The following is a 14,647-nucleotide window of genomic DNA, read 5'->3' as shown; positions in this document are numbered from 1 at the left end:
CAAAACAAAGATGAAAATAACAAAATTAGAATTAGCTATTGTTGTATTTTTGTGTTTTTTAACGTCTTACAACTCATCGCAAGCTCAGGATCAACTTTACAAAAATACTTTTCCACTTTCAGACGTAACATTACTTGATGGGCCATTTAAGCATGCCCGCGACCTGAACATCGATGTGCTTTTGAAATACGATGTTGACCGTTTGTTAGCACCTTATCGCAAGGTAGCCGGGTTGCCCCAAAAGGCCGAAAGTTATCCCAACTGGTCAGGTCTCGATGGTCATATTGCCGGGCATTACCTGTCGGCCATGGCCATGAATTACGCGGCCACCGGCAATAAAGAGTGCAGGAAACGTATGGAATATATGCTTTCGGAACTTAAAGAATGCCAGGAAGCAAATAACGTTAACAATTCGGATTGGGGCGTTGGCTATGTGGGAGGTTTCCCTAACAGCAATAATTTATGGCCCGCTTTCAAAAAGGGCGATTTCAGTATCTATAATTCTGCATGGGCGCCTTTTTACAACCTGCATAAAATGTATGCCGGACTCAGAGATGCCTGGTTGTATGGTGACAACGACACGGCCAGAGATATGTTCTTGAAATTCTGCGATTGGGGCATCAGCATCACATCAGACCTCAGCGATAAACAAATGGAGACAATGCTGAACATGGAACACGGCGGCATGAACGAAATATTTGCCGATGCCTGTCAAATGACAGGTGATGAAAAATACCTGACTGCCGCAAAAAGGTATTCGCACAAAAAGTTGCTGAACCCCTTGTCAAAAAAGATCGACAACCTCGACAACAAGCACGCCAACACGCAGATACCAAAATTTATTGGTTTCACGAGGATAGCAGAGCTCAGTGGCAATGAAAAATACGAAAAAGCCGCCCGCTTTTCCTGGGAAACAATTACAGAAAACCGGTCCCTGGCTTTTGGGGGCAACAGTCGAAGGGAACATTTCCCCAGCGCTGAATCATGTAGAGACTATATCAACGATGTGGATGGTCCTGAGTCATGTAACTCATACAACATGTTGAAATTGACTGAAGACTTGTTCCGTATGCAGCCATCGGCAAATTATGCCGATTATTACGAGCGCACCCTCTTCAACCACATTCTTTCAACCCAACATCCGGAACATGGTGGCTATGTTTATTTTACATCTGCACGCCCTCGTCACTACAGGGTTTATTCTACTCCCAACAATGCTATGTGGTGTTGCGTAGGCACAGGAATGGAAAATCATAGCAAATACAACCAGTTCATTTACACTCATTCAGCTGATTCATTGTTTCTTAATTTATTTATTGCTTCAGAATTGAACTGGAAGGATAAAAAAGTGAGCATCAAACAGGAAACGAATTTTCCTTACGAAGAACAAACAAAACTTACTGTAACAAAAGGGGCATCAAACTTTAAATTGATGGTTCGATATCCCGGATGGATAAAGGAAGATTCCCTCAAAACATCAGTAAACGGTAAAGCGGTGCACTATTCCGCCCTTCCTTCATCTTATATCTGTATCGACAGAAACTGGGAAAAAGGCGATGTGCTGGAAATAGAATTGCCCATGCATAACACCATTGAGCGTTTGCCCAATGTGCCCGATTACATCGCTTTTATGCATGGCCCCGTTTTGCTTGGCGCCAAAACAGGAACAAACGATCTGCAAGGGTTGCTGGCCGGCGATGGACGTTGGGATCAATACCCGGGAGGGGAAATGTTGCCAATTGACAAAGCGCCAATACTCGTGGAAGATGATATTGAGAATATTGCCAAAAAATTGGTACCTGTGAAGGATGAACCATTAACTTTTACGCTTGACGTGAAAATGATAAATCCTATTGATGTAAAACTTGAACCTTTTTCCGGTATTCACGATGCCAGGTATATGATTTACTGGCTGGCGCTTACAAACGATGGATATCAGTCGTATTTGGATTCTTTATCAGCAATCGAAAATGAAAAGATAGCGTTCGAAAAGCGCACGATTGACTTTGTGGCCACAGGTGAACAACAACCCGAGACCGACCACGATATGCAAAATGAAAATTCAGGTTCGGGAAACACGCATAATGAGTTTTACCGTGACGCAAGCCGGGGAGGATATTTTAGCTACGAAATGAAAACAAATTCCGAAACAGACCTTAGTCTTAATGTGCGCTATTGGGGTGCCGAATGGGGAGGCCGCAAATTTGATATTTACATTGATGATGAAAAGCTTTTGACCGAAGATAATACCGGACGATGGAATCAATCAAAGTTTTTTAATGTGGAGTATGATATTCCCAACTCAATGGTCAGGGGAAAAGAAAAAATCAGGGTAAAATTCCAGGCCTTACCAGGAAATACTGCCGGAGGGGTCTATTATATCCGTCTGATTAAATAGAAATATTAAAAAAATAAACACTATGGTACTAAAGAAAAAATGTAAAATGGCCACTTTTTTATTGTTGGCTATGTTTGTATTGAATGGGCATGCTCAAAACAACGCCCCTCCTCAACGCCCCATCATTCAGACAAAATATACTGCTGATCCGGCACCCATGGTACACAACGACACGGTATTCCTTTACACCAGCCATGATGAAGACGATGCCATGGGCTTTAAAATGAAAGATTGGTTGCTCTATTATTCGACCGACATGGTGAACTGGACAGAGCACGGCGTAGTGGCATCATTAGACAATTTCAACTGGGTTCCTTACGACAATGGCGCATGGGCAGTACAATGTGTAGAACGCAACGGAAAATTTTACCTCTACTGCCCTATGCCGGGAGGAGTTGGCATCGGGGTTTTGGTTGCCGATAATCCTTACGGCCCATTCAAAGATCCGCTCAGAAAACCTCTTATTAAACAGGGCCATCACGACATCGATCCTACCATTTTAATTGACGATGACGGGCAGGCTTACATGTATTGGGGAAACCCAAAAGTGTATTACGTGAAGCTGAACGAGGACATGATTTCCTATTCGGGCGAAATCATACAAGAGCCCACAACGCCCGAAAATTATCAGGAAGGACCCTGGGTCTGGAAACGCGACGGTCATTACTACATGGCCTATGCCTCCACCTGTTGCCCCGAAGGAATTGGATATGCCATGAGCGACTCTCCGACAGGCCCCTGGGAATACAAGGGTATGATTGTCGATGCATCGGAAAAAACCAGGGGAAATCACCCGGGCATCACTGAATTTAAGGGAAAATGGTATTGCTTCGGTCATAGTTACGACCTCCTGAAAAAAACCACCCCAAAATTCTATGAGCGCCGCTCGGTTGATATGGATGAAATGGTGTACAATCCCGACGGAACCATCCAAAACCGGCATTACTGGTCAGTTGAAGGGCCTGAACAAGTAGAACCCCTGAATCCTTTCAAACGTGTTGAAGCAGAAACAATGGCCTGGAGCGAAGGAGTAAAGACCAGGTTTGAAACAGAGTGGGAAGGAGATTTCGATTGGGACAGGGGGAAAAAGATTGCCGATCATTTGTTTGTAACGGCCATAAATCATGGTGATTACATAAAAGTAAAAGGCGTTGATTTTTCCGACGGCGCTGAATCGGTTGAAGTGAGTGTATCCCCCATTTACGGAGGAAAAATTGAAATACGGGCCGATAAAATTGACGGACCGGTCATCGCTACGGTTGACGTAAATACCACACGCGAAGAGGGCATTTGGAGTACATTTACAGCACCGGTCAACGACATCACGGGAATTCATGATGTGTACTTTGTTTTCACAGGAGAAAAAGACTTATTCTATTTTGACTGGTGGCAGTTTTACCCTGCAAAGGCATCAGAAGAATAGAAGAATAAAAGGGAGCCATTCAATCAATGAGTGTGGTATAAAAAGACATATTTTTATCAAAATCAAGGCGTTTTAAATTTTTGTATCGGAGTTAACCCATTGTTAATGAGGATGCAAAAAATTAAAACAACAAAGAGTTTGGCAACAAAGATGCTTTTTAGAGCGCACTCATCAATAATACCATAAGCAGGCAACTAATAGGGAATCGCTTATTTGATTTTGAACGGATAAAATTTAAAGTATTTTAATGCAATAAAAACAAACAACCATGAATATCAACAAGTTATTATTTCCACTTTTCAGTCTGGGTATATGCATTTCAAACATTGCCCAAAACCCCATAGTACAAACATATTACACTGCCGACCCGGCACCTATGGTGCATAATGGCAAAGTTTACGTTTATACATCACATGACGAGGACACAACAGTCAATAATTTCTTTACCATGTTCGACTGGCGGTGTTATTCGTCAGATGATATGGTAAACTGGACCGACCATGGAGCAGTCGCCTCTCTAAAGAACTTTGAGTGGCTCGACAAAACAAATGGAGCATGGGCTCCCCAATGCATTGAACGAAACGGCAGGTTTTACCTGTACGTGCCTGTTCATGGTGAAGGAATCTCCGTGTTGGTGAGCGATTCGCCAACCGGCCCGTTTCATGACCCTTTGGGACACAGGCTAATCGTTGACAGTGAGGATGTCTGGACAGACATCGACCCCACGGTTTTTATAGACGACGATGGACAGGCTTATTTGTACTGGGGAAATCCGTCGCTCTTCTATGTGAAACTCAACGAGGATATGATTTCGTACGATCGCACCATAGGTAAGAACGGGATTGTCGCTGTGGAGATGAATGCAGAGTCATTTGGAGAAAGTAAAGCTAAAGACGGGAAGCACCTTACCAACTACACCGAAGGCCCATGGTTTTATAAACGAAACGATATTTATTACCTGGTTTATGCGGCCGGAGGCATTCCCGAGTACATTGCCTATTCCACCGCACCTACGGCTGAGGGGCCATGGACTTATCAGGGCTACATCATGGAAAGAGCCCCTCATCTGGCCTTCACCAACCATCCTGGAATAGTTGATTTTAAAGGAAACTCCTATTTCTTCTATCACGACCAGGATTTATCAGGTGGAGAAGGTTTTAAACGTTCGGTGAGTGTCGAACAGTTCGAATATAATGATGACGGGTCTATTCCCCTGATTACACCCACAAAAGAAGGGGTAAAAGAAAGTGTAGCGAACCTGAACCCCTTTAAAAAAGTTGAAGCAGAAACCATTGCGTGGTCGGAAGGACTGAAAACCGCCTCCAACGATAAAACAGGTGTCTATGTTACCAACGTTGACGGCGGCGATTTTATCAAAGTCCGTAGTGTTGATTTCAAACAGGGTGCTGAAACATTCACGGTCAGAGCGGAACCACTGAACGGAGGAAAAATTGAAATTCGACTGGATTCCAAAAATGGTTCGCTTTTAGGAGTTTGTGAAATAACAAAAACAGGGAGTGAGAGAAACTGGCAAACATTCACCACCAGAACAGATAATCACAAAGGTGTTCACGACTTGTTTTTTGTTTTCAAAGGTGGTGAAGGAGAGTTATTTAATCTTGATTACTGGGAGTTTCTCAAATAATCGAACCATCAACCATTAGCAATCATGAAATATTTCAGCTTACTTATTGTTGTTTTTCTCATCTTTACAGGGTGCACGAAAGAGTTTAATTACAGACAGGTGTCGAAGGGAATAAACATCGATTTGCCAGAAGGAACCCTTGGCATATATCCCGCATCCGACAATGCAGTGAGAATTAAACTATTTAAAGAAGAAGAACCGGAAATCCCCGAGTTTATCTTTACCAACAACCCCGAAACACCAGAATTTAAAACAACAGAAACCTCTTCTAAATTAGCTGTAACACTCAAGAACCTCCAGGTCGTTGTAGATAAAAAAACAGGTCGTTTGTCTTATGCCTCGCCCACCGGAGAAATTTTTCTGCAGGAAAAAGCCGGTTCAAGGAGACTGGTTCCTGATTCGGTAGAAGGAGAGCCTTGCTTCATCGCAGAACAAGGTTTTGAATCACCCGAAGATGAGTCTATTTTTGGGCTTGGACAATTCCAGGATGGTCACTATAATCTGAAGGGAGTTACCCGGCGATTGACACAGGTCAACTCTCAGATATCCATACCCTTTATTTATTCCAGCAAAGGCTACGGGTTGTTATGGCATCAGTATGGACTTACCGATTACAATCCCGCAGACAATTTTATTGAATTGAAAAAGCAGGAACAACCTGCCGGAAATGAAGAATTGATTGAAGTAACAACAACTGCAGGGACACAAAAAGTATCACAGAATCAAACCCTTTACACGGGGCAATTCAGTGTTCCGGAGGATGGAGAATACTCAGTGTTCCTTGACCTGGGCGATATGGGGAATCGTTATTATGTCGTGATAGATGGTAAGCCATACATTGACCAGACCAATATGTGGCTCCCTCCTACTGTAGGAACAATTGCAAACCTTGAAAAAGGAGAACACAATGTCCAGATAATTTGTAAGTCTGACAACAAGCCCAAATTATCGTGGAAACTCAATGATAATTCCACCATCTTCAGATCGCCCAACGCCAAAGAGCTGGATTACGTGGTCTTTTACGGCCCTTCGGCTGACAAGGTAATTTCTTCATATCGTAATTTATCAGGAAATGCACCTATGTTTCCTAAATGGGCTTATGGTTTCTGGCAATGCCGCGAACGTTATACATCCGGCCAGCAACTTGTGGAAACGGTCAAAAAATTCCGTGAAAGAGAACTGCCCATGGATGTCATTGTACAGGACTGGCAATACTGGGGAAGCAAAGGCTGGGGTGTACCACAGTTAGATGAAGAAAATTACCCTAACCCGTCCGGTTTTATCAGTGAAATTCATGACATGAATGCCCGTTTTTGCATATCCATCTGGTCGAACCCCGACAAGAACTCAGAATTGGGCCGTGAGTTCGTAAAGAAAAATCTCTTTATCCCCGACAGTAAGTGGCTGGATTATTTCAATCCGAAAACAAGACAGGAATATTGGAATACACTGAATAAAAATCTGTTTGTTCACGGAGTGGATGCCTGGTGGATGGATGCAGTAGAACCTGAGAATGATGCCCTCAAAGGAACCCAAACGCATATAGGACCTGGTAATTTTTACCGCTTGACCTACCCGTTGATGGTGAGTAAAGCTGTGTACGAAGGTCAACGCAATACAACCTCCGACAAAAGAGTTTGTATCCTTACCCGTTCGGCCTTTTCAGGACAACAGAAATATGGCATGATCAACTGGTCGGGCGATATTGGGGGCACATGGGATGGCTACAGAAGACAGATTCTTGCCGGACTAAACTTCACCATTACCGGGTTACCTTACTGGACTTCTGACATCGGTGGCTTTTTCCGCCCAGGCCCGTCACAATATACGGATGAAAGATATCATGAATTGCTCACCAGGTGGTTTCAATGGGGAACTTTCAATCCAATTTTCCGTGTGCACGGTTACCAGTCGGAGACAGAACCATGGAAATACGGGCCGACTGTTGAAGCCAATATGCGGAAAATGTTGAATTTACGATACCGCCTCATCCCATACATATACTCCGAAGCCTGGAATATTACCCAAAATGGTTCTACGATGATGCGCCCCCTGGTCATGGATTTCAGAGAAGATACAGAAGCTGTAAATCACCTGTATCAATATATGTTTGGTAACAGTTTTCTGGTCGCCCCTGTTACCCAACCTGATGTTTTAGAAAGAGAGGTTTATTTGCCGGAAACGACAAGCTGGTATGACTTCTGGACCGGTAAGCATTTCAATGGCGGACAAACCATCAATGCCAATGCGCCCATGGATCAAATCCCGCTTTTTGTTAAAGCCGGCTCCATCGTTCCAATGGACAAAATATCACAACACACCGGACAAAGCAATGCTGATTCATTGGAAATAAGAATATACCAGGGAGCTGACGGTAGTTTCAGTTTGTACGAAGATGAAGGAGACAACTACAACTACGAAAACGGAAAGTTTTCAGTAGTCCCCTTCGAATACAATGAACAAAATCAAACCCTTGTCATTGGTGACCGGGAAGGCCAATACCCGGGATATTTAAAGACACGGGTATTTAATATTGTTCTGGTAAACGAAGATTCCGGTATGGGTATAGCCAGGGAGGAAAAGAAAAAAACAGTTACTTACAGTGGAAGTAAAATAGAAATAAAACTTTAAATTAGTGCGTGTCTATAAACTCGCAAAAAATTTTTACAGTATGTGTGTTTTTGAATACAGGTATAAAAAATCAAATTTCACAAAAATGAAACTAAAGTACATACTGATAATCATATCAAGCTGTATCCTGTCACAAGCATACGCAAAGAAAGAACCGGAAAAGAGAAACTTAAAACCACGAATTGTAGTGCTTACCGACATCGCTCCCAACGATATTGAGCCGGATGATATGGAATCTATGATTCGATTGCTTGTCCATGCTGACCAGTTTGAAATTGAAGCACTCATTGCCACCACAGGTTGGAGTAATAACGGCGGTAATGAACGTATTGATCTCATCCATGATGCGTTAAATGCTTATGAAAAAGATCTGCCAAAATTTAAAAAAAAGGTCGGGGCAGAAAGATTTTGCGGCCGATGAATCAAAGCAGCATATAGGTTACTGGCCTACTCCCGATTATTTGCGATCCCGAACTGTGACGGGAAGCAAAAAAATGGGAATGAAATTCATTGGCGAAGGAAACGATTCTGAAGGAAGCAACCTGATCATTGACCTGGCCGATGAAAATGACGACCGCCCAATCTGGATAACAGTCTGGGGTGGTGGCAATACATTTGCCCAGTCCATCTGGCGCGTGCAACAAGAACGGTCGCCGGAAGAGCTAAAGTCTTTTTTACGCAAATTCCGCATTTACACAATCACTGATCAGGATCGTCCATGGTCGCAAGGCGACACAATAAATTATGCCAACAGTTCGCATCAATGGATGAGGAAATTTGAGCAGGATCTGTTGTTTTTCTGGGATGAATGTGCATGGAAACATCAAAACGGAACAGGCAGAAATAATTGGGATCAATACGCCCGACACATCCAGGATCATGGTAACCTCGGTGCGTTATATCCTAAATATAAATATGGCGTTGAAGGAGATACACCGTCATTTATGCACGTCATTCCGAATGGATTATCTGACCCGAATGTTCCTACACAAGTTAGCTGGAGCGGCTATTTTGAGTTTGGCTTAGGGCGCGACAGCCTGACTCGGTCTTACACCAATTATACTGGTAAACCCTATGACATTAGCACAAAATATTTTTCGTATTTCTATCCGGCTATTTTCAACAATTTTGCCGCTCGTATGGATTGGGCCAAAGAAGGAAAGGGTAACCGTAATCCGGTTGTAATCATTAACAGGGATAAAGGCATCAACCCCATTGAGATAAATTGCAAAACAGGAGAAAAGATAAGGCTTAATGCAACAAAAACGTTTGATCCCGATGGCGATCAACTAAGCTATAAATGGTGGTTAATACCTGAGGCAGGAACCTATTCCGGGGATATTAAAATTTCGAATAGCAAATCCGGCATTGCCACCATTCATGTCCCTTCCGATTCAGCCGGCAAAAAATTTCATATTATTTGTGAAGTAACCGATAATGGAACTCATAATCTGACCGGCTATAGAAGAATAATCTTTGAACCGGAATAAAAATACCCTGAACCTGAACCTGAACCTGAACCTGAACGAGCCAGAACCAAAAACAAAAAGCTCAGATCATGATTTTTCGGATTAGCTAATTGCTACGTAACTATATTTAGTCGTCAACGAAACGACTGGAAGGAGTTCGAAAACACCTGAAAAAATCAATTATGATGTTGACAATGACACGAACGAATTATTGTCGCATCTTTAATGCGACTAAAATTCGCGTTAATTCGCGTTAATTCGTGCAAATTAGCTGATCCAAACAACAAATGGTATGGCCGGCCATTTAGAAAATATTTTGCAAAAAAACACGAATATCAGGGGTAAGACACTAAGTGGATTTAAACCCATTCCTGCTTAAAACTGGTAAATAACTGCCGCCTTTCCCACTCAAACACACTAAAATCAATTTATCAATAACAATAAAATCTTTAAATAATGAAATTACATTTTTCAATAATAATCATTCTTATTTCCGGGTTCCTGGGCAGTTCCTGCTCCGAAGCCGTAGAGAAACAGTTCGCTCACAACCCGATAATTTTTGCCGATGTACCCGATATGTCCATGATCCGCGTCGATGATACCTACTACATGAGCAGCACTACCATGCACATGAGTCCTGGCGTACCCATCATGAAATCCAAAGACCTGGTCAACTGGGAGATCGTGAACTATGCTTACGACACACTGGCCAATAATGAAGCACTGCGTCTTGAAAATGGCCAGAACGCTTATGGACGGGGTTCCTGGGCCAGCAGCCTGCGTTACCATGAGGATACATTCTATATTTCTACTTTTTCGGCAACATCGGGGAAAACACACATTTATAAAACCACTAACATCGAAAAGGGACCCTGGGAGGCCATTACCTTTGAGCCGGTTTTGCACGACAATTCACTCTTCTTCGATGACGACGGCAAAGTCTATATGATATATGGCGGAGGCGATATCCGGATTGCCGAATTGAAAGAAGATTTATCCGGCATCAAACCTGATGGCATCAACCGGGTAATCATTCCTGATGCAGGGAAGGTAGCTTCCGATAACCTGATGCTCCATGCCGAAGGTTCTCAGGTTATTAAGCACAATGGCAAATATTACGTCTTCAATATTACCTGGCCACGGGGAGGCATGCGAACGGTTGTAGTACACCGTGCCGACCAGATCACCGGCCCTTATGAAGGGAAGGTTGCTCTCAAAGACCGTGGAATTGCTCAGGGAAGCATCATAGACACCCCGGAAGGTGAATGGTACGCCTACATGTTTCGCGATTATGGCTCTGTCGGCAGAATCCCATACATTATGCCCATGAAGTGGAAAGACGGATGGCCTGTTTTGGGGATGGACGGTAAAGTACCCGACACACTGGATATTCCTGTTAAAAATATCGGGGCTTCCGGTATAGTTACATCGGATGACTTTGAGGACGACAAGCTGGCACTTGCCTGGCAATGGAACCATAACCCCGACAATCGCTACTGGTCTTTAACCGAAAGAGAAGGCTATTTGCGGCTTACCAACGGACGCATAGATGGAAACGTGGAGCAAACCCGAAATACACTGACACAACGTACCTTTGGTCCGGTAAGTTCTGCTTCTACCCTTGTTGATGTTCAAGGCATGAAAGATGGTGATGTTGCCGGTCTGGTAGCATTACAAAACAGATACGGATTTGTTGGGGTAAAAATGAGTAACGGCTCCAGGTCAGTGGTGATGGTGAGTGCAGAAACCGAAGAACCTGTAGAACTGGAAACCGTTCCACTGGAGCAGGATAAAATCTGGTTAAAAATCGATTGCGATTTCAGAAACAGAACCGACAAAGCCTGGTTTTATTACAGCCTGAACGGCGAAGATTGGAAGCCCATTGGAGAGACTTTGCAAATGGCTTATACCTTACCTCAACACTTTATGGGATATCGCTTTGGCCTGTTCTCGTTTGCCACCGAAACAACCGGAGGTTTCGTTGATTTCGATCATTTCAAAATTAGTGACGAAATAATTGAAGAAGTGGCAGATTAGGTCTGTCCCTGCAGAACGCAAACATGAATTGAAAATAGACACCAGTCAATAAGTGGTTGTCTAAAAAGTCAGTTTTTCTCTGTGCACCTCTGTGATGGGCTCTGAGAACTCTGTGTAACTAATTGAAATACAATGTTTGCTGACGCAAGCATGGTATTTATTTTCTCTAATTGGGGACTTTTTGGACACTCTCTAAACTCAAGAATATCAATAAATCATGAAAAAATTAAAGATTTTATCAGCAATACTCCTCAGTCTCTTTTGGGGAGCTTGTAACAAAGACACGGCACAAGAAAGTGATCTTAAACTATGGTACGATAAACCGGCCAAAGTTTGGAACGAAGCGCTGCCCATCGGTAACGGACGCCTCGGAGCTATGGTATTCGGCGATCCGGCCAATGAAAAAATCCAACTAAATGAGGAGACTTTCTGGTCAGGTGGCCCCTCGCGCAACGACAATCCCAAAGCCCTGGAAGCTCTGCCCAAAGTGCGGGAATTAATTTTCGAGGGTAAATACCATGAGGCCGAAAAGATGGTTAATGAGAACATGGTCGCAGAACAGCTGCATGGCTCCATGTATCAGACCATAGGTAATTTAAACCTCTCTTTCGACGAGCATGAGAATTACACCAATTATTACCGTGAACTCGACATTGAGAATGCTCTTTTTTCAACCACATACACAGTAAATGGTGTGAACTTTAAACGGGAAGTTTTTGCCTCTTTCCCCGATCAGGTCATTGCTGTAAAGTTATCGTCCGACCAACGCAGAAGTCTGTCCTTTACAGCCAGTCTGAACGGGCCTTTGGCAAGAAGTACGCAGGCATTGGACGCAAACACACTGGAAATGACGGGTATATCCAGCTCCCACGAAGGTGTGGAGGGACAGGTAAAATTCAACACCCGGGCCAAAATCATGAATAATGGCGGAGAAATAAAGCCTGATGGAAACAAAATCATTGTAACGAAAGCCGATGAAGTGGTTATTCTGATATCGATAGCCACCAATTTCGTTGATTACAAGACACTCTCCGCAGATGAAAATGAGCGATGTCAAAAGTTTCTGTCAGAAGCCTCCCAAAAAACCTTCGCAAAACTAAAGAAGGCCCATATCAGCGACTATCGTGAATACTTCACCCGATCTTACCTTAATCTGGGCACTACCCCGGCCAGCGAGCATCCAACAGATATCAGAGTGAAAAACTTTTCTCAGACCAACGATCCCGAACTGGTAACGCTTTATTATCAGTTTTGGACGTTATTTGCTGATTTCAAGTTCTCGCCCGGGCGGCCAGCCGGCCAACTTGCAGGGAATCTGGAATGGCAGCACACATCCTGCATGGGATAGTAAATACACCATCAACATCAATACGGAAATGAACTACTGGCCGGCCGAAAAATGCAATCTTCCTGAATTGCACGAACCTCTGATAGAAATGGTTAAAGAACTGTCGGAAGCCGGTGCGCAAACCGCTGAGACCATGTACGGATGCGACGGTTGGGTAACCCATCACAACACAGATATCTGGCGTATTTCCGGAGTAATAGACGGTGCCTTCTGGGGCATGTGGCCAATGGGAGGCGCCTGGCTCACCCAACATCTTTGGGAGAAATACCTTTACAATGGCGACCTGGAATATCTCGCATCGGTTTATCCAATAATGAAATCCGCCTGTCGGTTTTATCAGGATTTTCTCATTGAAGAACCCACCAATGGATGGCTGGTGGTCAGTCCTTCCAATTCACCTGAGAATGCTCCTGCCGGACGACCTTCTGTTACTGCCGGAGCAACTATGGACAACCAAATCCTGTTTGACCTGTTTTCAAAAACAATTAAAGCAGCAACATTGCTGAATCAGGATGAAAAACTCATCAGTGAATACCAGAAAATTCTTGACCGTCTGCCTCCCATGCAAATTGGTCAATACGGACAATTACAGGAATGGATGGAAGATTTAGACAGTCCTGAAGATAAGCACCGTCATATCTCGCATCTGTATGGTTTGCATCCTTCCAGCCAAATCTCGCCCTATTCCTCACCCGAATTATTCGAAGCTGCACGCACAACCCTTCAACACCGGGGAGATGTATCAACCGGGTGGTCAATGGGGTGGAAAGTAAACTTCTGGGCTCGCATGCTTGACGGAAATCATGCCCTCAAGCTGATCAAAGACCAGCTCACTCTGGTTGGTACGGATAACAACGCCGGAGAAGGAGGAGGAACTTACCCCAACCTGTTGGATGCGCACCCACCATTCCAGATAGACGGAAACTTCGGATGTACAGCCGGTATTGCAGAAATGCTGCTGCAAAGTCATGACGGCGCCATTCATTTTTTACCTGCTTTGCCCGATGAATGGAAAAATGGAGAGATAACAGGACTTAGAACGCCGGGAGGCTTTGAAGTCAATTGTAAATGGGAAAACGGCCAACTAATTAAAGCCGAAATAAAGTCGACACTGGGCGGAAATTGCAGAATCCGGGTTCCGAATGAAATGGTTTTGAATGATGATACAGAATTGAAAAAAGCTTCCGGTACAAATCCTAATCCTTTCTTCGAAAAGGCTAAGATCAAAGACCCTGTAATATCAGAAAAAGCCAAATTAACAAAAACCAACTTGCCTAAGACTTATTTGTATGATTTTCCAACTGAGGCCGGGGAAACGTATACTATTTTAGAAAACTGATATACAAAAAGCAACCTATAGAGAAAGGCGGAGAGCATGGGGCGGAGAGCATGGGGCGGAGAGCATGGGGCGGAGAGCATGGGGCGAAGAGCATGGAAAAGAAAGAGAATATGGTACATTGAAATTAGAACATGCCCCGGGGTATCTGAAAATACCAATTCTCACTCTGTGCCTGCTCCGTGTTGCTCTCCCGAAAAAATTGGGACAAGTTGTGAAACAATAATTTTTGGGTTCTACCACGAATTTAATGACAACTTGCAATTTGTTTATAGTTAAAATGTAGTTTGACGTAATCTATATGTTGCATTCTATTTTTTAAACCACATTTATAACTATGAGTGCGGTATAAAAAGCATA

General features: G+C 43.5%; 9 protein-coding genes. All 9 read left to right on the top strand.

From position 1 onward, the window contains the following. Positions 1-10: 10 nt before the first annotated feature. The 9 genes from OQ5_RS0114230 (at position 11) to OQ5_RS24795 (ending at position 14,290) form a co-directional block, all read left to right on the top strand. A complete protein-coding gene (locus OQ5_RS0114230; RefSeq protein ID WP_016778129.1) occupies positions 11-2,398 on the top strand; it encodes a glycoside hydrolase family 127 protein in 2,388 nt (795 codons plus the stop codon). Positions 2,399-2,420: 22 nt separating this feature from the next. Then, positions 2,421-3,821 carry a family 43 glycosylhydrolase gene (locus tag OQ5_RS0114225; protein WP_016778128.1) on the top strand — a complete coding sequence of 467 codons (1,401 nt, stop codon included), beginning with the start codon at positions 2,421-2,423 and terminating at the stop codon, positions 3,819-3,821. Positions 3,822-4,089: 268 nt separating this feature from the next. Then, positions 4,090-5,466, top strand: a complete 1,377-nt coding sequence (locus tag OQ5_RS0114220; RefSeq protein WP_016778127.1) for a glycoside hydrolase family 43 protein — start codon at positions 4,090-4,092, stop codon at positions 5,464-5,466. 24 nt (positions 5,467-5,490) lie between these two features. After that, the gene (locus tag OQ5_RS0114215; RefSeq protein ID WP_016778126.1) at positions 5,491-8,097 is read left to right on the top strand and encodes a glycoside hydrolase family 31 protein; all 2,607 of its coding nucleotides are present in this window, start codon (positions 5,491-5,493) and stop codon (positions 8,095-8,097) included. An 85-nt stretch (positions 8,098-8,182) separates the two neighbouring features. Beyond that, complete coding sequence (locus OQ5_RS23905) at positions 8,183-8,518, top strand: nucleoside hydrolase-like domain-containing protein (RefSeq protein WP_218054550.1); 336 nt, start codon at positions 8,183-8,185, stop codon at positions 8,516-8,518. Continuing rightward, positions 8,451-9,587: a nucleoside hydrolase-like domain-containing protein gene (locus tag OQ5_RS21195; protein ID WP_369688199.1), complete on the top strand. Its 1,137-nt coding sequence runs from the start codon at positions 8,451-8,453 to the stop codon at positions 9,585-9,587. Before OQ5_RS23905 ends, OQ5_RS21195 begins: the two co-directional genes overlap by 68 nt. A 435-nt stretch (positions 9,588-10,022) precedes the next feature. Next, on the top strand, positions 10,023-11,603 hold the full coding sequence (locus OQ5_RS0114200; RefSeq protein WP_016778124.1) for a glycoside hydrolase family 43 protein: 1,581 nt from the start codon (positions 10,023-10,025) through the stop codon (positions 11,601-11,603). A 217-nt stretch (positions 11,604-11,820) separates the two neighbouring features. Further along, positions 11,821-12,951: a glycoside hydrolase family 95 protein gene (locus tag OQ5_RS24800; protein ID WP_255297555.1), complete on the top strand. Its 1,131-nt coding sequence runs from the start codon at positions 11,821-11,823 to the stop codon at positions 12,949-12,951. Then, positions 12,908-14,290 (top strand): glycosyl hydrolase family 95 catalytic domain-containing protein, encoded by a 1,383-nt coding sequence (locus OQ5_RS24795; RefSeq protein WP_255297554.1) that lies wholly within the window; start codon positions 12,908-12,910, stop codon positions 14,288-14,290. The genes OQ5_RS24800 and OQ5_RS24795 overlap by 44 nt, the downstream gene beginning before the upstream one ends. Positions 14,291-14,647: the final 357 nt, after the last annotated feature.

Source organism: Anaerophaga thermohalophila str. Valhall (assembly GCF_000250735.1).
GTDB classification, from domain to species: domain Bacteria; phylum Bacteroidota; class Bacteroidia; order Bacteroidales; family Marinilabiliaceae; genus Anaerophaga; species Anaerophaga thermohalophila_A.
This window is presented reverse-complemented; position numbering and strand designations above follow the sequence as displayed.